Source organism: Kitasatospora sp. NBC_01266 (assembly GCF_036242395.1).
In the GTDB taxonomy this organism is placed as follows: Bacteria; Actinomycetota; Actinomycetes; order Streptomycetales; family Streptomycetaceae; genus Kitasatospora.
This window is the reverse complement of sequence record NZ_CP108458.1, coordinates 6,726,641-6,751,115: the sequence shown is the minus strand read 5'-3', so window position 1 is coordinate 6,751,115 and position 24,475 is coordinate 6,726,641. Positions and strand designations below refer to the sequence as shown.

Below are 24,475 nucleotides of genomic sequence, written 5' to 3'. Positions count from 1 at the left end.
ACCTCCCCCACCTCCACGCGCCCTCCTGGAGCCGCACCCATGCGCGTAAGACCCCGACGCCTCACCCGCCTGCCCAGCCTGCTGCTGACGCTGGCCCTCGCCACCCCCGGACTCGGCGCCCTCGCCCTCACCACCGCGCCCCCGGCCGCCGCACTCGCCAACGGCAACGCCCTCACCCCGCCGATGGGCTGGAACTCCTGGAACAGCCTGGGCACCGGCGTCAACGAGCAGCAGATGGTCGACACCATCGACTTCATGTCGTCCAACGGCCTGGTGGCGGCGGGCTACAACACCGTCACCATCGACGACGGCTGGTCGCTCCCGTACCGCAGCGGCCAGAGCGCCCCCTTCGTCAAGACCTCGTACGGCTCGATGCAGCTCTACGACGCCAACGGCAACCCGGTCTCCGGCACCGACGGCACCGGCAACGACCCGACCTCGGGCGACCTGACCCCGGACCCGAACAACTTCCCGTCGCAGGTGGTCAACGGGCAGACCATGAACGGCATCCAGTACCTGGCCTGGTACGCGCACAGCAAGGGCATGAAGTTCGGCCTGTACGCCACCGACACCTACACCACCTGCCAGGGCCACCCCGGCAGCCTGGGCCACGAGACCACCGACGCCAACGACTTCGTCTCCTGGGGCGTCGACTACGTCAAGTACGACGACTGCCCCTACGGCCCGCAGATCATCGGCCCGGACGGCCACAACTACTACACCCAGGGCGAGGGCAAGGAACTCACCGAGTCGATGTACGCCCGGGTGCAGACCTTCCAGAAGGCGCTCGACGCGGCCTCCGCCGCCCAGGGCCGCCCGAAGGTCACCCTGAGCGTCTCCGCGCAGCCCGTGCACACCGGCGTCCCGTACCTGCTGAACGCCAACGACCCGGCCCGCACCGACCCGGTCATCGTGGCCGCCGGCACCCCGCAGTACGACGCCCCCGGCTACTCGCCGACCGGCGTCTGGTGCGGCCAGGTGGCCAACCTCTGCCGGATCGGCGGCGACCGCGACAGCGAGCTGAACGGCGTGCTCTACGACGGCCAGTTGCAGACCGCGCTGCAGTACTCGGCCAATGTCCGGCCCGGCAGCTGGAACGACATGGACATGATGTTCACCGGCTGGAACGACGTCGACGGCGACTACGGCGTGGACGACACCTGCACCTGCCACAAGCCGTTCACCGATGACGAGTCGCGCACCGAGACCTCGATCCTGTCGATGATGGCGGCCCCGCTGATCTCCGGCGCCGATATGCGCACCGCCGCGCAGTCCCAGCACACCGACCAGTACGGCAACACCTGGTCCACCGGCATCAACGCCGACTCGCTGGCGATCCTGAAGAACCCCGGCATGATCGCCATCGACCAGGACACCCTCGCCAAGCCGGCCACCCTGGTCGGCAACCCGCCCAACTCGCCGACCGCCCCGGTCGTGCTGCAGCGCCCGCTGGCCAACGGCGACACCGCCGTCCTGCTGGTCAACCAGGACCCGAACAACAGCCAGACCGTCTCCACCAGCCTCAGCGCGCTCGGCCTGGGCGGCACCGGCTACTCCTACCAGGAGGTGTGGTCCGGCGCCACCGGCGACTTCACCGGCCCGATCAGCGCCACGCTCGCCCCGCACGCCGCCGCCCTCTACCGCCTGACCCCGCTGCCGACCACCGTCCCCGCCACCATCGTCGGCGACGGCAAGTACCACGCGATCAGCGCCGGCGGCACCGGCGGCCAGGCCCTGGAGGTGGCCGGCACCTGCAGCGCCGCGGTGGGCGCCAACGCGGACATCAACACCTGGTGGAACACCCACACCTCCGAGCAGTGGACCTTCACCAGCAACCCCGACGGCACCGTCCAGATCAGCGACAACTGCGACACCGGCACCCAGGTCCACACCGTGCTGGCCGCCGGCGCCGCCGCGGGCAACAGCGCCTATCTGCTCAACTACTCGCCCGGCAACCCCTGGCAGGAGTGGCGGGTGCTGCAGAACACCAGCACCGGCGCACTGGTCATCAGCAACGTCGGCAACGGCATGACCCTGGACACCGCCGGCACCACCGCCGGGTCCACCGTGGTGACCAACTCACCCAGCGGCAGCGCCCCGGGGCAGTCCTGGAGCCTGCTCTCCTGAGCGGTTGACCGCATCCCCCTCGGCGCCCGGCCTGGTCGGCCGGGCGCCATCTCCGCAGCTCGGCGCGGACGGTACAAGCTGACTGACCGTCAGTCCAGCCGCGCCTCGAACGCCAACTCCCGTGCCAGCTCCTCGACCCGCCGCTCCGCGAGCCCGCGCGAGACGAACCAGGCGCCCACGTTGCGGACATCGCGCTCCAGGAAGGAGCGGCCGCGCGGGTTGGCGATGACGTCGACGATCTGCGGGACGTCGATGATCACCAGGCGGCCCTGGTGGACCAGGATGTTGTAGGCGGACAGGTCGCCGTGCGCGTAGCCGCCCCGGGCGAGCACCGCCAGGCTCGCCCCGAGTTGCGCCCAGAGGTCCTCCAGATCGCTCTCCTCGGCGCGCAGTTGGGCCAGGCGCGGGGCGGCGGTGCCGCTCGGGTCGCCGATGAACTCCATCAGGATCTCGGTGCCGAGGATCTGCACGGGGTAGGGCACGGCCACGCCCGCCGACCAGAGCCGGGAGAGCGCGGTGAACTCGGCGGCGGCCCACTGGCCGGCGATCGCCTGCTTGCCGAAGTCGGTGCGCTTGGCCATCGCGCGGCTGACCCGGGACTCCTTGTGGGCGCGGCCCTCCAGGTAGCCGGAGTCGCGGTGGAACATCCGGTGCTGGCCGTCGCGGTAGCGCTTGGCCGCCATCAGGGTGCGACGTCCGGTGCCCGGCACGGCGCGCTCCAGCAGGAAGACGTCGGCCTCCTTGCCGGTCTTCAGGATGCCGAACTCGGTGTCGACGGCGGCCAGTTCGGTCACCACCCAGTCGGGGCGCGGCTCGGGCCCCTTCTCGGTCGGGGTGGACTGGTCCCAGGTGGACCAGCGGTCGCCCTCCGGCGGGCCGTCGACGGCCCGCGCGGGAGTGGAATGGTTTTGCTGAGCGTCCTCGTCAGCCTCGAAGTACGGCTCGTAGTAGGTCTCGTCGTCCAGACTGCGTCGGCCGGTGCCCTTGGCCGCCTTGGAGCGGATGCGGGCGAAGGACTGGTCGTCAGCGATGCGGTTACGCACTGCGGTGGTCTCCTGCGGGTAGGCCCACCGGAGGGTGCGTCAGCGCACGTCGTCAGCCGGTAGGCAGATCATGAGAGGGGGCGTAGGGCGCGCAGGCGAAGCCGCGCCGCGTCGTGGCGGCAGTCATCGAAAGGCACCTCCCTCTCACCTCTTGCAGGAACACCGGAATGCTACCGGCCGCCACCCGGGACGCAACCGATTTATCGCGGCCGCCCGAGCCCGGCGACCTACCCGAGCGCGCCGGCCGCCCGCAGCTCGGCGATCCGCTCCGGCGGGTAACCGAGCGCGCGTAGCACGGGCTCGGTGTGCTCCCCGGGCGCGGGCACCGGCCCCATCGGCAGCTCGGTCCCGGCGAAGGTGAACGGCGGCAGCAGCCCGCGCACCTCACCTGCCGGGGTCGCCACCGGCCGCCAGCGGTCCCGGGCGGCCAGCTGCGGGTGCTCCAGCAGGTCGGTGACCTCGTTCAACCGGGCCGAGGCGATGCCCAGCGCGTCCAGGCACTTGATCACCTCGTCCACCGTCATCGTGGCGGTCCGCCCCGCCACCAACGCGTCCACCAGCCGCCGCCGGCGCACCCGGGCCACGTTGGTGGCCCACTCCGGGTCGTCCGCCAGCTCGGGGCGGGCCAGGAAGCCGTCGGCGAACCGGGACCACTCGCGGTCGTTCTGGACGCCGATCAGCACCTCCCGCCCGTCAGCGGTCGGGTACGCGTCGTAGGGCGCGATCCCCGGGTGCGAGAGTCCGGCCCGGCCGGGCGAGTGGCCGGTGCCCTGGGTGTGGTGCAGCTGGTGCCCCAGCCACTCGGCCGTCGCCTCGAACATCGAGATCTCCACCGCGCTGCCCTGCCCGCCGGCGGCGCGGCGGACCAGCGCCGCCAGGGTCGCCGTCAGCGCGTACATCCCGGCCGCGATGTCCGAGCTCGGCACGCCGGTCTTGGCCGCCCGCTCGGGCGGCCCGGTCAGCGAGGCGAGCCCGCTCTCGCACTGGATGAGCATGTCGTAGGCCCGCTTGTCCTGGTAGGGCCCGCCCGCGCCGTAGCCGGATAGGTCGACCGTGACCAGCCGCGGCTGCCGCTCACGCAACGCCGCCGCACCGAAGCCGAGCCGGGCGGCGGCGCCGGGCGCCAGGTTCTGCACGAAGACGTCCGCGCCGGCCACCAGGTCGGCGAGCACGGCGCGGCCGTCAACCGTCTTGAGGTCGAGGGTGATCGACTCCTTGCCCCGGTTCAGCCAGACGAAGTGGCTGGCCATCCCGTTCACGCTGCGGTCGTAGCCGCGGGCGAAGTCCCCGCCGTCGGGCCGCTCGACCTTCACCACCCTGGCCCCCAGATCGGCCAGATGCCTGGTCGCCAGCGGCGCGGCCACCGCCTGCTCCAGCGCGACCACCGTGACGCCGGTCAGCGGCAACGACGACACCCGGACCTCCCCAGCGCTTGACTGCCCGCAGCCTAGCGCCGGGGAGGGATCCGCTGGTCCACTACTTCCAGCCGAACCGGTACGCCCGGTAGGTGTTCACCCCCGCCGGGAACTCGGCGTTGAAGGCCAACGCACCGGACCGGTTGAACTCCGATACGTAGGGCAGCGATCCCCAGCCGACCACCAGGCCGCCGTCGCGCAGCGTCTGCGCGTTGCCCTGCGAGGAGGCGATGAGGCCGGCCGGCTGATCGACGGAGCGCACCAGAGTCGCCTGGTGTGTCCGGGAGTTGAGGCGCACGGTGACCACGCGGCTGTACGGCAGCTCGGAGACCGCGCCGACCCCGGTGTTGGCGACGCCCGCGGACTCGTTGTCGAAGAACGTGTAGAGCCCGTTGCCGAGCGGCTGCGGGTCGTGCTGCCAGGAGAACAGCTGGCCCGCGCTGTTCAGTTGCTGGCCGGGTGCCGCCGCGACCTTGAACGAGCTGTCCTTGCCGCCGAGTTGCCAGTTGATCTTTCCGGTGTGCCGGGAGACCTGGTACGTGGTCCAGGTGTTGCGCGCGTCCAGCAGCAGGCTCCCGTCACTGTCCAGCTTGACGGCGTTGAGGTGGAACCAGTCCCACGGGGTGCTCGCCGAGGCCGGCAGTGGCTGCTCGCTCTGCCCGTACGGCACGTGGTCGGCGCTGTTCCACTGGAAGAGCACCTTGCCGGTGCGGATGTCGATCTCCTGCACGATCCCGTCGATCACCTGCTGGTCGGCGGGGCCGCCGATGGCGGTGAGGTCGGCGGTGGCCTGGGCGTAGGAGATGACCAGCGCGGTGTTCTGCGGGGTGATCAGGAACTCGTGGCCGTCGGCGGCGTATCCGTTCCCGGCCTTGACCTCGCCGATCTTCTGGTAGTGGTCGTTGTAGATGACGTCGACGCCGTTCGACAGCCCGCCGAGCCCGCTGCCCTGCCACCAGGTCAGCACCGGCTGGCCGTGGTACGTCTGCTTGCGGAAGTCGGCGGCCGACTGGCCGGCCGGCACGGCGTGCGACCAGACCACCTTCTTGCCGTCCGGGCTCAGGATCTCCACGCCACTGGCGTAGTTGCTGGTCTGCGAGGTGGGCGCGAGGAAGAGGTCCCCGCCGGGGTGCGCCGCCTTGTCGGTCAGCACCTTCAGCGGCGGGAGAGGCAGGCTGCTGCCCGCCGGCGCCGACCCGGCGGAAGCGGCGGAGGCGGCGGTCACGGAGAGCGCGCCGACCGCTGCTGCGGCGGTGGCTATCGCAAGGGCGCGGGTGACCAGGGCATTCGTTCGCATGATGATCCTTCTGACATGCCACTACTGGGCATGGCGGCCTGGGAGAAGGCACGACTCAGCTCTGAAACAGGCGAGTTGTGCCGATGGGAAGCATGGCGACACGGGCGCGAGGCAGGCCGCTCGCGCCGATCGGATTCAGGCGCGGCGGGGCTCTCGCGAGGTGACGGCTCTCAGCAAGAGCGACAGGCAGCAGAACAGACCCGCAGCAGGTCGATGTGACCGCGGGTCGTCAGAGCAAGGGAGTGCTGCCGCATGCCGGGGAAGCTATCCGGAACACCCGCCGACCGTCAACCGTCGTTCCGCCTGGTGATCCCCGCAGTGACCCGCGCGACCCGCGCGACCCGCGCCGCGACCGGCCGCGGCCCGGTCAGCTGTCCACCACCTGGTCGAAGTGGGTCGTGGTGTGCCGGACGTTGAGGGGCAGTTCGTCGCCGACGGCCGGCGGCTTGCGGTCGCCGGGCAGGAACAGGATGCTCACCTGCATGTGCGGCGGCTCGGCGAACCAGAGTTGGCGCCCGTCCCACTGGTAGGGCGACAGCGAGCGGTTGACCGTGGCGAGTCCGGCCTTGGCGATGCCCTTGACCCGCGCCACCAGGCCGTGCGCGTAGCTGGGCGCCGTCAGGCCGATGCCGTGCGCGGTGCCGCCGGAGAGCACCAGCAGGTGGCCGCGAGACGGGGCCTTGTGCTGCCGGTAGCCGTACCGGTCCCCCTTGGCGACGGGTGTCACGTCGAGCACGGTGGCCCGGGCGCCCAGCGCGGCGGTGTCGCCGAGCCAGAGCCGGGTGCCGATCCGGGAGTGGAAGACGGTGTCCGGGTGGCGCTGCCCGAGCCGGGCGAGGTCGGCCGGGCCCAGGTGGCTCAGGAACACCGTGTCGACCGGCAGTCCGGCGGCGGCGATCGCGGCCACGGCGTGCGCCACCTCAGCCACCGGGTCGGAGCTGTCGGGCCGGTCCAGCGGCAGGTGCAGCGCGAAGCCGCGCAGCCGAACCTCGCTCAACAGTCCTGCCAGCTCTGGCAGTTCATCGAGCGCGAGGCCGTGTCGCCGCATGCTCCCGGCGCACTCGATCACCACGCTGGTCCCCGCCGGCACGGCCCGCAGCGCCGCCAGGCTCGCGACCGTGCGGATCACCTGGCGAGGCAGCGGCGGGGCGTGCTCGCCGACCCGGTACGGGGCGAGCACCAGCAGCTCGCCGCCGTACCAGCAGGCGGCCTCGGCGGCCTCCTGCGGGGTGCCGACGGCCAGCACCCGGGTGCCGAGCCGGGCGGCCTCCACGGCCAGCCGTCGGTTGCCCAGGCCGTAGCCGTTGCCCTTGGCCACCGGCACCAGGTTGCCGAACTCGGCCAGGACCGACCGCTGATGAGCGCGCCAGCGCTCGGTGTCCAGATACAGCGACAGGGTCATGAGGTCTCTCCGGGGACGATCTGACGTGCGGGGTGGGGCGGTTGGCGTCAGCGGCGCGACATGTAGAGGTCGAGCGCCTTGTGCAGCAGCTTGTTGAGCGGGAAGTCCCACTCCCCCAGGTATTCGGCGGCCTGGCCGCCGGTGCCGACCTTGAACCGGATCAGCCCGAACAGGTGGTCGCCCTCGTCCAGGGTGTCGCTGATCCCGCGCAGGTCGTATGTGCTCGCGCCCAGCGCGTAGGCGTCGCGCATCATCCGCCACTGGATCGCGTTGGACGGCCTGACCTCGCGCTTGTGGTCGGCGGAGGCGCCGTAGGAGTACCAGACGTGCTCGCCCACGGTCAGCATCGTGGTGGCGGCCAGCGGCTCGCCGTCGTGGCAGGCGAGGTAGAGCCGCATCCGGTCGGGGTCCTCGGCGGCCAGCGCCCGCCACATCCGCTCGAAGTAGGCCAGCGGGCGCGGGGTGAAGCGGTCTCGGGCAGCGGTGGTCAGATACAGCCGGTGGAAAGCCGGCAGGTCCGCGTAACCGCCCTGGACCACCTCGACGCCGCTCTTCTCGGCCTTCTTGATGTTGCGCCGCCACTGCTGGTTCATGTCGCGCTGGAGGTCGTCCAACGAACGTCCGGCCAGCGGGACCTGGAAGACGTAGCGCGGCTGCACATCGCCGAAGCCCGCCCCGTCGTCCTCACCCTGCAGCCAGCCGGCCCGGCGCAGCCGCTCCGCCACCTCGAAGCCGCGCGGCTCGCACCAGTCGGACCGCACGTCGCGCAGCCGCTTGGCCACCCCGCCGGCGATCGCCGCCTTGACCGTGTCGGCCTCCCAGCGCCGGATCACCACCGGCGGGCCCATCTTCACCGAGAACGCGCCCTGCGCCTTCAGGTGCGCCAGCATCGGACTCAGCCAGCGGTCCAGGTCGGGCTCGAACCAGTCGATCACCGGGCCCTCGGGCAGATAGGCGAGATACCGCTTCAGCTTGGGCAGTTGCCGGTAGAGCACCAGCCCCACGCCCACGATCGCGTCCGAGGCGTCGAACCACCCGATCGACTCGCTGCGCCACTGCGACTTCACCTCGCCCCAGGACGGCAGCTGCAGGTGGCTCGCCGACGGCAGGGTCCGGATGAAGGCGAGGTGCTCCTCGCGGGTGATCGTCCGCAGCCGCAGATCTGACATCAGGAACCTCCGCTCATGGGCCGGCCCGGACGGATCATCCGCAGCGGCAGTCAAAAGGTAGGAAACCCTTGTCGCGGCAACCCGGCGATCGTGTAACGGAAACCAGGCGGGTGCGTCACATCGCGGCCTGGCCGGGATTGTCGGTGAAATGCTGCGGTGGAGGCTGATCACGGCGGGAGCCTGCGGCAACTCGCCGACGCGGACCAGGCTCGGAAAATCCGGCCGGACCGACCGACTTCCCCTTCGTGGACCAACTACGGCGCCGAGTCAGCACGGATGCGGCCGGGATTTCCACCGAACGAACAACCGAGAAACAGTGTGGACGGAGTACAGGCGTGGGACGGAACAAGAAGAGCGTCGCGATAGCGCTGCTGGCGGGCACGGTGCTGGCCGGGGCCAGTGGCTGCGGCGGAAACGTGTCGGCCAGGACAGGCGCTTCCGCGTCGACTCCGCGGTCGAGCGTGAGCAGCGGCGCGAGCGCCGCGGCGAGCACGGGCGCCGGGCCGGGCTCCGCCCCGAGCGCCGACCCGTCGCCCTCGCCGTCCCACCCCTCCGGCTCGCCGCTGCAACTCGACTCGATCACGCCCGCCGACGGCAGCACCGTGGGCGTGGCGATGCCCATATCGATCGTCTTCTCCCACCCCGTGGCCGCGTCCGCCCGCGCGGCGGTGGAGCAGCACCTGAAGGTGACCACCACGCCGGCGGTCACCGGCGCCTGGCACTGGTTCAGCAGCCAGCGCGTGGACTGGCGTCCGCAGAACTTCTGGGCGCCCGGCACCAAGGTGAGCGTGGTCGCCGCCCTGACCGACGTGGCCGACGGCAACGGCCGGGTCGGGACCCAGGACTACACGCACACCTTCACCATCGGCGCCGACGTGGAGACCAAGGTCTCGGTGCCCGACCACCAGATGCAGGTCTTCCGCGACGGTTCGCTGGTGCGCACCCTGCCGATCGACGCCGGCAGTTCGACCTTCCCGTCCTGGGACGGCACGATGGCGGTGATCGACAAGCAGAAGGAGCTGCGGATGACCTCCTGCAGCGTCAACATCACCTGCGACAAGAACAACCCCAACTTCTATGACCTGACGCTGCCTTGGGACGTCCACCTGACCTACTCGGGCACCTACGTGCACTACTCCACCGGCGACCCGACCCCGGGGCACGGCGAGGGCAGCCACGGCTGCGTGCACCTGTCGATGGCGGACGCGCAGTGGTTCTACGACTACGTCGAGCAGGGCGACCCGGTGACCATCAGCGGTTCCCCGCGCGGCAACGCCGACGGCGACAACGGCTACGCCGCCTTCACCCTGACCTGGGCGCAGTGGCTGGCGGGCAGCGCGCTGCCGCACTGAGCCCGCCACCAGGCGCCCGGCCGCCCGGTCAGCCGCCCGTCGGGCCCGAGTCGCCGGCAACGGTCTGCGACTCCCCGGCGGGCAGCCTCAGTTCGGCCACCGCCCCGCCGGCCGGGTCGTTGCGCAGCAGCAGCGAGATGCCGGTGGCCTGCGCGTGCCCCTGGGCGATGGTGAGCCCCAGGCCGTGGCCGTGCCCCCGCTCGCGGGCGCCGGTGCGGAAGCGCTGCGGGCCGTCGCGAAGGATGTCCTCGGGGTAGCCGGGACCGTGGTCGCGGATCGTCACGCACTGCCCGGCCACCGTGACCTGGACCGGCGGCACGCCGTGCCGGTGCGCGTTGACGACCAGGTTGGCCACGATCCGGTCCAGCCGGCGCGGGTCGGTGGTGACCACGGCGTCCGCCTCGATCCGCAGCTGGACCGGGGTGCCGAGGCCCTGCACGATCCGGGTCACCACCGGTCCGAGCGGGACGGCGGACAGCTCGCAGGTCTCCGCACGGGCGTCGAGCCGGGAGACCTCCAGCAGGTCCTCGGTGAGGTCGCACAGGAAGCGGACCCGGTTCTTCACCAGTTCGGTCGGCCGGCCCGGCGGCAGCAGTTCGGCCGCCGTCAGCAGCCCGGTCAGCGGGGTGCGCAGCTCATGGGCCACGTCGGCGGTGAAGCGCTGCTCGCCGGCGAGCTTGCTGCGCAGCACCGCCGACATCGAGTCGACCGCGGCGGCCAGCTCGGCGACCTCGTCCTTGGCGCGGCCCAGCGGACCGATCCGGGCCTCCAGGTCGCCCTGGGCGATGGTGCGGGCGGTGCGGGCCGCGGTGCGCAGCCGGCTGCTGATCCGGTCGGCGGCGAAGACTCCGGCGAGCACCGTGACGAGTACCGACAGCGCGGCGGAGATCTGGATCGTCCGGTCCAGGTCGGCGATGGCGCGCTGGTCGTCGGTGTAGTCCAGCCGGACCGAGATCACCTGGCCGCCGGTGCCGGCGGCGGCCCACATGGCGGTGCCCTGCGGGCCGGGGCCCAGCATCGAGCCCTGGTGGCCCCGTTCGGCGAGCCGGCGCAGGTCCGCCGGCAGCCGGGGGTCGTCCGAGCTGGCGTCCCAGCCCGCCAGCTCGCCGGTGCTGCTGTAGGTGCTGAGCACCAGGCTCAGGGCGGCCTCGGCGGACTTCCTGGCCTGCTGGACGTGCTGGCGCACCGTCGCCTGGTGGACCAGCAGCCCGACGGTGAGGGCGACCAGGAAGGAGACCAGCGCGACGGTGGCGGCGATCTGGCGGCGCAGGTTCACTTGTCCCGCTTCAGCTTGTAGCCGAACCCGCGGATGGTCTCGATCCGCCCCGCGCCGATCTTGGCCCGCAGGCGCTGCACATGGACGTCCACCACCCGGGTGTCGGCGCCCCAGGAGTAGTCCCAGACGCGTTCGAGCAGGGTCTGCCGCTCCAGCACCACACCGGGGGCCGCGGTGAACTCCAGCAGCAGCCGCAGCTCGGTCGGGGTGAGCGGCACCTGCTGCCCGCCGATCCGCACCTCCATCGCCTCGGTGTCCACCTGGAGATCGTCGATCACCCGGACCGCGGCGCTCGGCGTCGGCCCGGCGGCCTCGGGCGCCGCCTCCTGCGGCCGATCCTGGGCCGTGCCCAGGCCGGTGCGGCGCAGCACGGTGCGGATCCGGGCCACCAGGACGGCGATCTCGAAGGGCTTGACGATGTAGTCGTCGGCCCCCGCCTCCAGGCCCGAGACGACGTCGATCGGCTCGGTGCGGGCCGACATCATCAGGATCGGCAGCTGGCTCTCCTCGCGGATCCGGCGGCAGAGTCCGACCCCGTCCAGCAGCGGCAGCATCACGTCGAGCAGCAGCAGGTCCGGCCGCTGGGCCCGGAAGCGCTCCAGGCCCTCCAGGCCGTCGGCGGCCGTGTCGACGGGGAAGCCGTAGCGCTCCAGCGCCATCCGGGTCGCCTCGCGGATCACCTCGTCGTCCTCGACCAGCAGGATCCGGGGAACGGCGGCTCGGGGGGTACTCATGACGGCCTCGCAGCAGTGGGGGACGCGGTGGACCGGCCACCGTCGGGAAGCGGCGGGCCGGCACTCGATCCGGCCGCGGGCACCGAGCCGGGCACCGGCAGGCAGTGGATGGGGCCGGGCCCCGGCAGGCAGGGGTCGGCTCCGGCCACGGTCGGCGTGATCACCCGGTCGACCAGGACCAGCCGCGGCGCGGACCAGCGGTAGGTGCTGCTGCTCTCGCCCAGCGTGCCGTACGGCTCGTGCACGACGAGCTCGGTGCCGATGGTCTCGGCGGAGAAGCCGATCACCACCGGGACGTCCAGGATCGGCAGCACGCGGCCGCCCTGGTCGGCGTAGACGTTCAGGTAGGCGAAGTGCAGCGGGCTGACCAGTGCCGTGATCAGCTCGACCCGGCCGTCGCCGGTCAGGTCGCGGTACTGGGCGGGCTCGACCAGGCAGCCTGGGCAGCCGGTCAGCGCGGTCCGCTCGATCACGGGCAGCGAAGGGTCGCGCTCCAGGACGGTCCGGGCGTCGACGGTCCGCAGGTCGTCGCCCGGCACGCTCAGCCCCGGCACCGCGACCGGCGGGCTCATCGAGTTGGGCGCCTGCGAGGCGGCGGCCGGGGTTCCCACGGTGCCCGGCCAGAGCGGCTGCGGGCTCGGGTGCGCGGCGACGGCCTGGGACTGCCCGGCGTCGTGCAGCCCTCCCGCGTCGGCGCAGCCGGTGACCGCCAGCCCCACCAGGGCCGCCAGGAGCGCGCTCCGCCCCCGGGCGGTGCGGATGAACCGGATCCTCACGGTGGGAGGGTGCCTTTCTGACGTGGTGCTGGGCGCGGCGCGCCGAACGGGGAGAGGCCAGTCTGCAACACCGGCCGACCTCGTCGAGACGGGCCGGGGGCGGTACCCACCGGACCGCTCGGCCCCGGCGGGCCGCGCGGCGCCCGGGTCCGCGCGGGCGACGATGCCGCCGCCGCCGTGACCGTCGGCGCCCGAGCTGACCTGGGGAGTCCTTCCGGGCTCGCCACTTCGGCCCGCACGGCCGCGAGTTGCCGGAGCCAAGGCTAGGAGTCCCGCCGCACGCTCCGCCGTCGGGCAGGTAACGGCCGGCGCGCGGCTGTGTAACAGGCGCAGCCTGGCCGACCGTTTCGGGCTGAGCGGGCGCACCGGGCCCGTCCCGTGCGACGAGGCCAAGGTCACACCTGCGGAGCCTGCTCGTCCGCACTGCCTGACGGTGCACCGGCCCGCTGCGCCCGGTGCTGCGCCACCCGCACCCGGGTCGCGCAGCGGGGGCCGCAGTAGCGCTGCGGCGTGCGGCGGCCGGCGTCGATGAAGAAGCGGCGGCAGCCGGGCGCCGCGCACCGGCCCCAGGCGCAGGACTCGCGTTCGCTGAGCCACAGGGCGAGGGCGAGGGCGGCGGTGGAGAGCAGCCAGTGGGTGAGGCCGGCGTCTCGCGGCGCCCGGGTGTGCAGGGACCAGGGGCGGCCGGGCAGTTGGACCAGGCGGGGCCGCGGGGGGTAGCGGTCGAGCAGGCTGTTGATCGCTTCGGCGGCCCGGTCCTCCTCGGTCGTGCTCAGGATCCGGATCAGCGGGGCGGTCGCCTCGCGCAGCTCCCGGGCGTCGGCCTCGGTCAGCTCGAACGGCGGGCCGCCGTGGTGCTCCAGGACGGCCCGCAGGTCGGCGGCGCTCGCCTCGGGGTCGTCCTGGACGGTGTTCGCGAGTTCGGCGATGAAGTGGAGGCCACGCGGGTTGCCCCCGCCGAAGTCCTCGGCCATGACTGCGGGCCCCTCTGCTCGGAAAACGACCCCGGTCCGGGCCGACCCCCATGGTAACGTCTAATTCGAGTCTTAGACGTTACGACGCTCGCTCACGCCACTCCCGCCGACCCCCTGGAGAGCCATGCGCCACCCGGCACCAACGCCCGTGCTGATCGTCGGCGGCGGCCCGGTCGGGCTGACCCTGTCGCTGCTGCTGTCGCGCCACGGGGTGGCGCACCTGCTCGTCGAGGCGCACCCGGGCACCTCCCACCACCCGAAGGCCCGCGGCGTCTCGGCCCGCTCGATGGAGATCTTCCGCCGCTGCGGGCTCGAAGAGGCCATCCGGGCAGCCGGGTTGCCGGCCTCCCAGGTCTTCTTCTACCGCGGCCGCAACCTGGTCGACCCGGACTTCGTGCGTACCGGCGTCGCCCACCGGGCGCCGGACGGCGAGGAGCACACGCCGTCGCCGGGGCTGATCTGCTCGCAGGACGCCCTGGAGGCCGTGCTGCTCGGCCGGGCCCGCGAACTGGCCCCCGACGCCATCAGGTTCGGCACCCGACTGCTCTCCTTCAGCCAGGACGGCGACGGTGTGGACGCGGTGCTGGAGGACCGGGCCACCGGTGACCGGCAGACGGTGCGGGCGCACTGGCTGGTCGGCTGCGACGGGGCCGCGAGCACGGTCCGCGCCGGTGCGGGCATCGCGCTGCAGGGCCCGAGGGGCCTGCAGCACTTCCTCAGCATCCGCTTCGAGGCACCGCTGGGCGAGGTGGTGGCCGACCGGGCCAGCGCCTCGTACTTCCTCACCGAGCCGGGGCGCGGCGGCTTCCTGGCCGTGGACAACGACCGGCACTGGATCTACCAGCACCCGTTCGATCCCGATCAGGACGATGAGGCAAGCGAGTTGACTGACCATCAGCAGCTGGCCGCCCTGGTTCGGGAGGCCGCCGGCCTGCCGGACCTGGAGGTGACCGTCCGGGACACCATGACCTGGCGGATGGATGCCCAACTCGCGGACTCCTACCGGGAATCCCGCGTGCTGCTGGCGGGCGACGCGGCCCATGTGATCCCGCCGACCGGCGGGCACGGGATGAACACCGGGATCGGCGATGCGGACAACCTCGCCTGGAAGCTCGCCGCCGTGATCGGCGGACGGGCCACCGACGCCCTGCTCGACAGCTACCAGGCCGAGCGCCGCCCGGTCGCGCGCCAGGTCATCGACCTCTCGGTCGACAACGCCCGGGCCCGCGCCGCCCGTTCCGGCTACCGGATCGACGACGAACTGCTCCTCACCGCGACCTACCGCTCCCCCGCTGGCCCGCCGCTGGACCCCTCGGGCTACCGGCCGGGCAGCGCCCCCGGCACCCGCGCCCCGCACCTGCGGCTGATCGGCCCGCCCGGGACCTCCTCCACGCTGGACCTGGTCGGCCCCGAGTTCACCCTGCTCACGCCGACGGCGGCCCCCGCCTGGCAGCGCCAGGTGGACGCCGCCGCGGCGGCGGGCATCCCGGTGGCGCTGCGCCCGCTCAACACCGACACCCGCCACGCGGCGGACGACGGCGACTGGACCGAGCTGTTCGGCCTGCCGGCCGACGGCGCGGTCCTGGTCCGCCCGGACGGGCACATCGCCTGGCGCGCGGACCACCCGCCGGTCGACGCCACGGAGTTGCTCACCGCCCTGGGGTTGCGCGGACGCTGAGCGGTGTCAGCGGAACCGGGAGCTGCGGACCGGCCCGGGGAACCGGGAGGGGTCCCGCGGCCCGTCCAACCAGCGGTCCCGCACCGCTGCGGCGAAGGCCGCCAGGACCTCGTTCGGGTCCGCCGGGGTCTCGCCGTCGCCCTCGTCCGCGAACGGTTCGGCGGCGCAGATCAGCGCCGCGAGCTCCTCGGCGGCCCGCTCGTCGGCCGGCAGCGGGTCGGCCGCGCCGTCCTTGGTGAAGCGGGGCCGCTCATCCCAGGGCTTGACCACCAGCTGCGCCAGCAGCGTGCTGACGTCCGCCGAGACCGGCGCGGGCGCCGTCCAGCACGTCGCGTGCTCGTACAGCACTTCGCCGGGTGCCCGCTGGTGGAGCTGCGCGAGAAGTTGCTCGTCCACCTCGGTCAGGTCGTACGCCACGACGACCGTGTCCGGGGTGCCGGGCCGGTACGGCTGAGCGGGCAGGCCGAGCAGTCGCGCGGCGGCGAGGCCCAGGATCCGGCTGGAGCGGTCCGGCAGCAGCGAGACCGCCCGGGGCTCGCGACCGGTCGCCCCCAGGATCAGCGACAGCCGCTCGAGTCCGGCCCGGCACTGCTCGTAGCCGTCGACCAGGTACGCGTAGCGCCCCGTCATCCCGGCCGCGAAGCCGTGCGGCGAGAGCGTGCCGAGCAGGCCGCCGGTCAGCACGAAATGCCAGGCCCGCAGGTTCTGGAAGTCGAGCGGGCCGACTTCCCGGGCGGCCTCGGCCCGGCCGAGCGCGCGGCGGAGCTGGTCCGCGGCCGACTGCCACTGCTCCTCGTCCGGTGCGGGCAGCAGGGCGAACTGGCGGGCGGCGCGGTCCACGTCCCCGGCGGTCAGGGCGTTGCGGACCAGCAGGTAGCGCACCGACCAGTCCGCCAGGAACGCGTCGTGCCGCTCCAGCAGTTCGACCGCCTCGCCGTGCCGCTCCTCGCTCTCCAACGCGACCGCCAACTCGGCCAGCACGACGCGGGCTTCCGGCCCCTCGACACGGGACCGGCCGAACAGGCCGCGCTTCGGCTCGGCGGTCGCCAGCGGCAGGGCCTCGCTGAGGGCGGGCACGGCGAGGAAGGAGAGACCGCGCTCGACGCAGGCGTAGCCGAAGTCGTAGTGCGCCTGTGCGCGCTCGGGTGCCGAGGCCCGCTGCGGGAGCCCGGCCAGCACCCGGGCCGCCTCGGCCAGGTCCTCGAAGCCGACCGCGCGGGACAGCCGCTCGACCACCGGGGCCGCCTGCACCGATGTCACCTCGCCCGCGACGGACCTGAGTTCACGCACCGCGGCGGGGACGTCTCCGGACTCGAGCAATTCCTGGGCCTTTTCAAACATGCGCCCGATCATGCGGCACGCGCCCATCGCCCACCACCCAATTAGACCGACCGGCAAATGGTGGGTGGAGGAAGGAGCGGCGTCCGGGCCGAGTCTGGGCGGTGCCGACGATGGGGGTACCTCCCGGCCGAAGTCCCCCAGCCTTCGGCCGGGCGGTACCCCCACGGGGAGAGAGTCCGGTCGTCGAGACGCCGCCCACCATTTGCCGGTCGGTCTTAACCGCGTCGCGCCCCGACCACCACCCGCTCCGCCGCCTCCCGCCAGGCCCGCGTCACCGCCTCGCGCAGCGCCTCCCCGCTCTCGGCGACGCCGCCCGCGACCGGCACGGGTGCGCCCAGGTGGACGTGGTAGCCGGGGCGGCGCAGCGGGGCGGTGAGCACGCCGGCGAGCTGCTTGGCGGCGCTGCCGGAGCTGAGCCGGCGGGCGCCCGCCTGCCCGAGCGGGACCACGGGGGCGCCGGTGGCCAGGGCGAGCCGGGCCAGGCCGCTGCGGAAGGTGCCGGGGGCCTGCTCCCCGGGGTCGCGGCGGCGGGGCAGGCCGCCCTCGCCGTAGATCAGCACGCAGCGGCCGTCGGCCAGTGCGGCGGCGGCGCCTTCCAGCGACTGGGCCGCGCGCTCGGTGCCGCGGTGGACGGGGATGTGCCCCTCGCGGGTGAGGGCGCGGCCGAGGCCGGGTACTCGCCAGAGGCCGGCGGTGGCCAGCACCACCGGGCGGGCGCCGAGGCGGTGCAGCGCGGCCAGCACGATCGCCGGGTCGGCGAGCGAGGTGTGGTTGGCGGCGATGATGCTGCCGGGAGCGGGTTCGGCGTCGCTGTCCGAGCTGATGGTCAGCTCGCCGAAGAGCGGGACCAGGGTGGTGGCGAGGCGGCTGAGCATGGCACGGATCCTTCTGGCCTGGTGGGAGCGGCGGTTGGCGTGCACCATCCTGCCGGACCGCGCGGCCAGGGGCCTGAGTAGCCGTACTCAACCGCCGCTGGTCAGTCCACCGTTGTGCTGCTGAGTGCCTGCGCCGTGGCCGGGTAGCAGCTGGTGGGCACGTTGACGGTGAAGAACGCGACCGGGACGGTGGCGTTGAAGGTCAGGCCGGGGTCGCCGTACCCGGTGCCGGCCACCGAGGTCTGGATGGTGCTGCCGGAGGCGCCCGCCGTCAGGGTCAGGGTGAGCGCGGGCAGCGTGAAGGTTCTGCCGCCGGCCACCGAGTCGGTGACGGTCACCACCAGGTCGTTGCCGTTGACGGCGACGCTCGCAGTGCTCGGGTCGATCCCGGAGCCGCCGGAGAGCGACTCGCCGACCAGGGTGGAGTTCGTCGGCACCGGGACGGTCAGTTGGATGTCGCTGATCGACTGGATGCCGTAACCGCTCACCGTGGTGGGCACGGTGAGCGCGTCCGGCGCCAGGGTGACGGTGAACTGGCTGCCGGCCGCCACGCTGGCGGGTGCCGTGGCGTTGACCCCGGCGCCCAGGTTGAAGGTCTGCGCACCGCCGATCGGCGGCGTCGCCTGACAGGCGAAGGTGACCGGGTTGTCGGCGGCGGCGGCGGCGAGCGGGGCGAACAGGCCGACGGCGACCAGGCCGCCGGCGAGCGCGATCGAGGCGCGCGAGAGCACGGATGCGGTTCTCATGTGGGGGGACTCCTGACGCGTTGACGGGACTGCGGCGGGGATTGCTCTGACCCTGCCAAGCGACTTCAGGATGGGCGCCTTCCCGGACCCCAACAAGGTTGAGGCCCGGGACGGTTGGGGCGGTTTCCGGCCAATCTCGCGGCGCTGGGGACCACTCAGTGGCGGTGGTGGTTGTCCGGCTGCGCCGGATCACCCGGGTGCTCCAGGCCCGGCACCAGGGTGAGGCGCTCGGCCCGGGCCCGGTCGAGCCAGCGGACGAAGGCGATCCGCCGGGCGCAGGCACGCAACCGGTCGGCGGGGTCGGCCGATCCGACCGGCGCTCGCTCGCCGGTCAGCGCCGCCGTCCAGCCGCCGACGGTCACCGGCTCACCGCGCGGCGCGGCACGCAGGGCGGCGGCCAGGGCGGTCGGCAGGGTCGCCGGGTCGGCCTCGAAGTCGCCGTCCGGGCCGGTGAGTTGCCAGGTCAAGGCGGCCACCGGCGCGGCGGCGGCCCGATAGGCGGCCAGTTCGGCCGCGCTGGGCTCGACCTCGGCGGTGACCTCGGCGAAGACCGCGCGCACGGCCGCGCTGCCCTCGAACGCGGCGGCCGCGATCGAACCCAACTCGACCGCCGCGCGCTGGTCGAGGCGGACCGGCGGAGCGGCCGCGCAGTCCAGCTCGCGCGCCGCCGCCTCCGCCCGGCACAACTCCTCGGTCAGCAGCACCTGGGCGACCCAGCGGGTCAGCTGCCGGTCCTCGCCGCTGCCGGGGGCGGGCAGCGCCGAGGCGCGCGGGCCATCGCGCAGCGCGGCCAGCCTGCGGTCGAGTTCGGTGCGCGGCAGCGGACGTCCGTCCAAGTAGCCGAGCAGCTCGGCCGTGGCCGTCACGGGGCCACCACCAGCTCGACGGTGGGCGCGTACTGGCAGCGACCGAACCACATCACCTTGGCGACCGCCCAGTAGGCGCCCGGGTCGGTGTCCGGCGGCGGCGCGATCTCGAAGCCGACCGTCCGCCGCTCCCCGGGCGCCAGGGTGAAGCCGCGCACCGGGGCGTCGAGGGCGGTCCAGCTACCCCAGGGCGAGACGACCTGCAGCTCGCCGCGGAGCTCGCCCCGGGTGCGGTTGGTGAGCACCACCTGCAGCAGCCCGCGACCCCCGGGCGCCACCCGGACCGACTGCGCGCCGACCTCGACCGACAGGCCGGTGTCCCGCCCGGCCGCTGCCCTGGTGCCCTGGGCCTGCCCCCAGTCGTCGGGCAGGTCGCCCGGGGCCGGCAGCAGTTCGGGCAGCTCACCGACCGCGACGGTGGCCACGTCCTCGATCACCTGGCCGCCGTACTCGGTGCGGACGGCGACGAAGTACAGTCCTGACAATGCGTCAGCAGGCGGCGTGACGGTGGCCGAAAAGCGCAGCTGCCCGGCCGGCTCGAGCCGGTAGGGGCGGCGGCGCAGGCTCAGCTGCCAGCCGTCCGGCGCGATCAACTCGACCGTTCCCTCGACCGCCGCGTCCCGCAGCTGCGAGGCGAGGACGACCGAGAGTTCGAGCGCGCCGCCCTCACTCGCACCGCCCTCACGCGCGCCGCCTTCCGGCACCGTCAGCAGCCCCGGGCTGACACCCACCGAGACCGGCAGGTAGCCGATCGGCGCCGGCCCCCGGTTGTGCAACCAGTAGCGGGCGTGCACGGGTTGGGCGAGTTCGGCGACCGGCCCCAGCGGCGCACCGCCGCCGGGGGCGGCCCCCACCGGCCGCGCCGTCAACGTGAGCACCTGGGCCCCCGTCAGCTCCAGTCCCTCCAGCGGCTCCTGCGCCCGCTCCAGCAGGTCGGCCCGGTGCGGGTCCGCCAGCGCCAGCGCGCCGCCGAGGCGCGCCGTGCGGCCCAGGCCGGTGGACTCGACCAGCCGCAGGGTGACCCCGGCGGCCGGGTCCGGCTCGGCCGCCGAACCGGCGGCGATCGGGTTGCCGGTCGGCTTGAGCGTGCTCAACCGCACCTCGCGGGCCGGCTCGACGCGCAACCAGCAGTGGGTGGCCGGCAGCGGTCCGTCGTGCGCGGGCGCCAGGCGGGTCAGCAACGGGTGGTTGAACTCCTGGCCGGCGGCGGGCAGCGCCAGGGCCCGCCAGTCGCCTTCCCCGGAGACCAGGGCGTAGTGGAAGTCGTGTGTCCAGTGCTGGAGTTGGAAGGAGGTGCCGTCCACCGCCGTGCGCCGTGGCGGGTCGATCCAGACGCCGGAGGGCCAGCCGGTGCAGGAGCGCAGCAGCGAGAGGTACAGGGCGCCGGTCGGGTCGACGGCGAAGCCGGGCAGGCCGTAGCCGATCAGCGCGGCGGTGTGGTCGGTCAGCCGCTCGGCGACCGGGAGTTCGCCGGGGCAGACGGCGCCGATCCAGGCGTCGCCGAGGTCCTCGGCCAGCGCGGCCTGGTCGGTGACCACCAGGGCCGGCAGCGCGCGCAGGTCGCGCAGATCGGCGTTGGGCTGCCAGACCTCGTGCAGCGGCTTCTCGGCCGGCACCCAGACCCGCCCGTGCGCCGCCAGCACGGCCGCGTACTGCGCGCCGGCCCGCTCCAGCAGCTCCCGGGCCACCGCGTTGCGCTCCGGTCCGCCCAGCACGATCCGGAAGTCCGGCAGGTTGGAGTCCACGTCGAGCCAGCCGTACCGGGACCAGTCGGCGCTCGCGGTGGTCGCGGTGACCCCGGCCCGGGCCAGCGCCACCACCAGCTCGCGGGCCTCGGCCGCGGCGGCCGGCTCGGGGACCACCACCTCGGCGACGCCCAGGGCGCGCTCGCCGAGCGGGTTGCCGGCCGGGTCGGTGAGGGTGACCCGGGCGGTGGCGCTGAGGCCGAACCAGGTGTTGGCGGGGTTGTCCAGGGTCCACGGCGCCTCGGCCACGTCCACCTCGGGCAGCGCGAAGCCGCGCCCGACCACGGCCTCGGCGACCTCGCTGACCGGCAGCGTGCCGGGCAGGTCGAGCGGGAAGCGCAGCCGCAGCAGCCGGTCCGCGCCGGAGTGGTCCAGCACCCGGGTCCGGCAGTCGACCCGGTCGACGCCGTGCCAGAGCGTGACGCTCTGCTCGTAGCGCAGCCCGTCGACCGTGCCGGTGACCACCAGCCGCTCGCCCAGCGGCCCGACCTCGCGCCGCACCTGCCCGGCGCTCTCCCGGGAGCCGGTCACCGGCCCCTTGGGCAGCAGGTGCCACGGCCCCTCGCCGAAGTCGGGGTGCTGCGGATACTCCTCGTACATCCGCAGCTCGTTGCCGACCTGGCCCGGCTGGATCAACTCCCGTCCGTGCACCTTGTCGTGGACGCTGCTCAGCGCGCCGCCGCGCTCGGGGTCGGCGGTGACCCGGTAGCGCCCGTTCTGCACCGCCAGGCCCGGCGCCGCCTGCCACAACGCATCTGACTCTCCGTCAAGCAGCCGCCAGGTGCGCCAGCCCAGCGCGGGGACCTGTGCGGCGTGGAAGTGCAGTGTGCCCCGGTCGACGGCGCAGGCGACCGGCGCCCCGGCGTCGTCCACCACCCGGGCATCGGTGCGCCCCTGCGGCAGCCGCACCGAGACGGTGCCCGAGCGGTCGAAGGAGAGCGTGTTGGCGACCACCACGGCCTGGCCCTCGCCACTGGTGTCGATCCGCCCCACCAGGGCGTCCAGCGCGGTGTCCCGCACCCCGGTGGCCAGGTCGTGCGCCTCGCGCCAGCCGCCGAGCAGGTCGAGGTAGACCTGATCGGACTCCGAGCCGGTGATCGCGTCATGGTGGGCGCCGAAGGCCAGGTGGCGCCAGACCTTGTCGAGGGCGGCCTGCGGGTAGCCGCCGAGCCCCTGCAGCGCGGCCAGGGTGGCGAGCTTCTCGGCGTCCAACGCCGCCACCTCGCAGGCGCGTTGGGCCTGCTTGGTGTCGATGTAGGAGACGTCCTTGCCGGTGTAGACCGGGTTCATGTCGCGGGTCTGCGGGCTCGGCCGGCGCCCGGTGGCGGCGAGTTCGGCCCGCACGGCGGTCAGGAAGTCGCGCGGGATCGCGCAGACGAAACGCGGCCAGAGGTACTTGGCGGCCCAGGAGCGGTGGATCTCGGTGACCCACTTGTTCGGCGGGGTGTAGTCGGTGCCGACCGGCAGCAGCAGGTTGCGGGTCGCGCCGACCGGCTTCAGCTTGCGGTACAGCTCGTAGACGGCGGCCTCGGCGGCGGCCAGGTCGGCGGCGGAGTCCATCCACCAGCCGGCCGAGTAGTGGTGCGGCATGTAGTGGGTGAGCACGCCGTGCCCGGACGGCGCGATCCACTCGAACTCGCTGGGGAACTGCATGACGGTGGCGTCGTCCTTGGCCGCCTTGAAGTTCTTCTGGATCGGGCCCCACTGGTGGAACGGTCCCCGGGCCCAGGCGCTGCCGGTCAGCCCCGCGTCGGCCAGGTAGCCGGGGAACTGCGGGTCGTGCCCGAAGACGTCCAACTGCCAGGCGGTCTGCGGGTCGCCGCCCAGGATGTCGCGCTGGTAGCCGATGCCGAGCACCAGGTTGCGGATGGTGGTCTCGGCACCGGTCAGGTTGGTGTTCGGCTCGTTGTAGGTGCCGCCGACCAGTTCGACCTGGCCGCGCTCCAGCAGCCGGCGCAGGTCCGCGCGGCGCTCCGGGTGCTGGTCGAAGTACGGTTTGAGGTAGTCGACTTCGGCCAGCACGAACTTGTACACCGGGTCCCGCAGGGCGAGTTCGAGGTGCGCCTCGACCAGGGCGAAGCCGTTGCGCTCCCAGAGCGGCCGGGTGGTCGCGTCGCCGGAGAGCAGCTCCCAGGGGGAGGTGTAGGCGGCCTGGGTGTTCCACCAGACCGGGTCGTAGTGGAAGTGCGAGACCAGGAACATGGTCCAGCCGGGCTCGGCGACGGTGACCACCGCCTCGGCGCTGACCTCCGCGCCGGGCCCACCCGCCGTGACGGTGACCGGCAGTTCGGTGCCCGGGGCGGCGTCCGGCGCCAGCTCCAGCGGGACCTCGACCAGCCCCGTGCCGGTCGCCTCGCCGCGCACGCCCGCTCCCTGGACGGTGATCGGGGCGGGCGGTCCGTCGATGGTCACCCGCAGGATCTGGCGGGGTGCCTCGACGGTGCCGACGAACAGGTCGGTGCATTCGACGGCGGTGATGGTGACCGGCACGGGTCGGGTCCTTTCTGACGATCAGTCGAACGGGTGAGCGCGCAGGCCCAGGTCAGCCCAGGTCAGCCCAGGTCAACCCTGGTCAGCCCTGGTCAGCCCATGTCCTGCTTGGCGGCTGCGTACCAGGACGCCGGGCCGGTGCCGTTCACGGGCACGGCGTTGAAGTACTCCCAACCCGCCACTCCGGCGAAACCCGGGTACTCGCCGACCAGCGAGCCGAGCGTGCTGCTCAGCGTGCCGGGGTCGACGTAGCCGTCGCAGTTGGCGGCGTTGGTCACGGTGCCGGCCACCACCCGGGACGGGGAGAAGCCGTTCTGCACCACGGCGTCGTAGGCGGAGGTGTCGCTCAGGTCGCCCCAGCCGCAGTAGAACTGCGCGTTGTACCAGGAGATCCTGCTCCCCATGGCGTGCTCCAACTGGCTGTAGTCGAAGCCGCCGGAGAAGCTGGAGCCACCCGACAGGTCGCTGGCGACCGGGGCCAGGGTGATCACGAAGTCGCTGCCGAAGTCGGTGCGCAGCTGCTTGATCAGGTGCTCGGTGTCGGCGAGCGAGAAGGTCTCCTCGATGTCGAGGTCGACGCCGTTCAGGTGGTAGGTGCGCAGCGTGTCGCGCAGCTGCGGGTAGTAGGTGTTGAAGTCGTTGTGCAGGTCGGCGTAGCTGCCCTGGGCGGCGCCGCCGAGCATCGCCTCGACCTTGCTGCCGGACTTCTGGAGCGCGGCCAGGTCGCGCCACATCTGGGTGTACGTGGCGGCGGACGGCGGGTCGTCGTTCAGGGTGATGCCGCTGCCGGCGTTGAGGTGGAAGGCGGCCAGCTCGATGTCGGTGGCCGTGCCCTTCAGTGGCAGCGGCGAGACGTAACTGCCGTTGCTGTACTGGGTCTGGTAGTAGGCGACGACATGGTGCGCGGGGGCGGAGTGCGCGTGCGCACTGGCGGTGCCGGCCGACAGCGCGAGAGCGCCGGTGGCCAGCAGCGCCGTGCAGGCACGGGCGAGGCGACCCGTCATGAATACCTCCCGATGGGGGTGGATGTGCGGGTGGACACGGAAAGCGGCCGCTTCGCCCCGGACGCTAAAGCGATTTAGCTCCGGCGTCAATGCCCCCATCATCTGATGATCAGTCAGCAACCTTCCGGCCGGGGCTCGGCGCCACCCGTCCCCGCTCAGCCGCGC

General features: G+C 73.2%; 18 protein-coding genes. 3 read left to right on the top strand and 15 right to left on the bottom strand.

The features are described from left to right. Positions 1-39 precede the first annotated feature (39 nt). Complete coding sequence (locus OG403_RS28970; protein WP_329569542.1) at positions 40-2,127, top strand: alpha-galactosidase; 2,088 nt, start codon at positions 40-42, stop codon at positions 2,125-2,127. An 89-nt stretch (positions 2,128-2,216) separates the two neighbouring features. Here OG403_RS28970 and OG403_RS28965 read toward each other — a convergent pair whose 3' ends face one another. From OG403_RS28965 to OG403_RS28945, 5 genes are all read right to left on the bottom strand, one after another. Next, complete coding sequence (locus OG403_RS28965; RefSeq protein WP_329569540.1) at positions 2,217-3,170, bottom strand: serine protein kinase RIO; 954 nt, start codon at positions 3,168-3,170, stop codon at positions 2,217-2,219. A 227-nt stretch (positions 3,171-3,397) separates the two neighbouring features. Continuing rightward, positions 3,398-4,585: a CaiB/BaiF CoA transferase family protein gene (locus tag OG403_RS28960; RefSeq protein ID WP_329569538.1), complete on the bottom strand. Its 1,188-nt coding sequence runs from the start codon at positions 4,583-4,585 to the stop codon at positions 3,398-3,400. Between the two features lie 61 nt (positions 4,586-4,646). Continuing rightward, positions 4,647-5,882, bottom strand: coding sequence for an arylsulfotransferase family protein (locus tag OG403_RS28955; RefSeq protein ID WP_329569537.1), 1,236 nt, complete (start codon positions 5,880-5,882; stop codon positions 4,647-4,649). A 367-nt stretch (positions 5,883-6,249) separates the two neighbouring features. Beyond that, positions 6,250-7,284 carry an alanine racemase gene (locus tag OG403_RS28950; protein ID WP_329569535.1) on the bottom strand — a complete coding sequence of 345 codons (1,035 nt, stop codon included), beginning with the start codon at positions 7,282-7,284 and terminating at the stop codon, positions 6,250-6,252. A gap of 47 nt (positions 7,285-7,331) precedes the next feature. Beyond that, a complete protein-coding gene (locus OG403_RS28945; RefSeq protein WP_329569533.1) occupies positions 7,332-8,453 on the bottom strand; it encodes a lipid II:glycine glycyltransferase FemX in 1,122 nt (373 codons plus the stop codon). Positions 8,454-8,788: 335 nt separating this feature from the next. Here OG403_RS28945 and OG403_RS28940 point away from each other — a divergent pair, with 335 nt between their 5' ends. Next, positions 8,789-9,805: a L,D-transpeptidase gene (locus OG403_RS28940; protein WP_329569531.1), complete on the top strand. Its 1,017-nt coding sequence runs from the start codon at positions 8,789-8,791 to the stop codon at positions 9,803-9,805. Positions 9,806-9,833: 28 nt separating this feature from the next. Here the strand turns inward: OG403_RS28940 and OG403_RS28935 are convergent, their stop codons facing one another. The 4 genes from OG403_RS28935 to OG403_RS28920 all read right to left on the bottom strand — a co-directional run bounded on the left by OG403_RS28935 (position 9,834) and on the right by OG403_RS28920 (position 13,565). Beyond that, on the bottom strand, positions 9,834-11,081 hold the full coding sequence (locus OG403_RS28935) for a HAMP domain-containing sensor histidine kinase (protein ID WP_329569529.1): 1,248 nt from the start codon (positions 11,079-11,081) through the stop codon (positions 9,834-9,836). Further along, on the bottom strand, positions 11,078-11,815 hold the full coding sequence (gene cseB, locus OG403_RS28930) for a two-component system response regulator CseB (protein ID WP_329569527.1): 738 nt from the start codon (positions 11,813-11,815) through the stop codon (positions 11,078-11,080). The genes OG403_RS28935 and cseB overlap by 4 nt, the downstream gene beginning before the upstream one ends. After that, positions 11,812-12,591: a hypothetical protein gene (locus tag OG403_RS28925; protein ID WP_329569525.1), complete on the bottom strand. Its 780-nt coding sequence runs from the start codon at positions 12,589-12,591 to the stop codon at positions 11,812-11,814. Before OG403_RS28925 ends, cseB begins: the two co-directional genes overlap by 4 nt. A 395-nt stretch (positions 12,592-12,986) precedes the next feature. Further along, on the bottom strand, positions 12,987-13,565 hold the full coding sequence (locus OG403_RS28920; protein WP_329569523.1) for a CGNR zinc finger domain-containing protein: 579 nt from the start codon (positions 13,563-13,565) through the stop codon (positions 12,987-12,989). Between the two features lie 124 nt (positions 13,566-13,689). Here OG403_RS28920 and OG403_RS28915 point away from each other — a divergent pair, with 124 nt between their 5' ends. Then, a complete protein-coding gene (locus OG403_RS28915) occupies positions 13,690-15,243 on the top strand; it encodes an FAD-dependent monooxygenase (protein ID WP_329569521.1) in 1,554 nt (517 codons plus the stop codon). Between the two features lie 6 nt (positions 15,244-15,249). On the opposite strand, the gene OG403_RS28910 is transcribed toward OG403_RS28915, so the two are convergent. From OG403_RS28910 to OG403_RS28885, 6 genes are all read right to left on the bottom strand, one after another. Next, positions 15,250-16,584, bottom strand: a complete 1,335-nt coding sequence (locus OG403_RS28910) for a hypothetical protein (RefSeq protein WP_329569520.1) — start codon at positions 16,582-16,584, stop codon at positions 15,250-15,252. Positions 16,585-16,799: 215 nt separating this feature from the next. Continuing rightward, a complete protein-coding gene (locus OG403_RS28905; protein WP_329569518.1) occupies positions 16,800-17,459 on the bottom strand; it encodes a lysophospholipid acyltransferase family protein in 660 nt (219 codons plus the stop codon). Between the two features lie 101 nt (positions 17,460-17,560). Then, complete coding sequence (locus tag OG403_RS28900) at positions 17,561-18,205, bottom strand: hypothetical protein (RefSeq protein WP_329569517.1); 645 nt, start codon at positions 18,203-18,205, stop codon at positions 17,561-17,563. A 155-nt stretch (positions 18,206-18,360) separates the two neighbouring features. Beyond that, positions 18,361-19,071: a DUF7158 domain-containing protein gene (locus OG403_RS28895; RefSeq protein WP_329569515.1), complete on the bottom strand. Its 711-nt coding sequence runs from the start codon at positions 19,069-19,071 to the stop codon at positions 18,361-18,363. Continuing rightward, positions 19,068-23,306 carry an NEW3 domain-containing protein gene (locus OG403_RS28890; protein WP_329569513.1) on the bottom strand — a complete coding sequence of 1,413 codons (4,239 nt, stop codon included), beginning with the start codon at positions 23,304-23,306 and terminating at the stop codon, positions 19,068-19,070. Before OG403_RS28890 ends, OG403_RS28895 begins: the two co-directional genes overlap by 4 nt. 92 nt (positions 23,307-23,398) lie before the next feature. Then, positions 23,399-24,310 carry a glycosyl hydrolase family 18 protein gene (locus OG403_RS28885; protein WP_329569512.1) on the bottom strand — a complete coding sequence of 304 codons (912 nt, stop codon included), beginning with the start codon at positions 24,308-24,310 and terminating at the stop codon, positions 23,399-23,401. Positions 24,311-24,475: the final 165 nt, after the last annotated feature.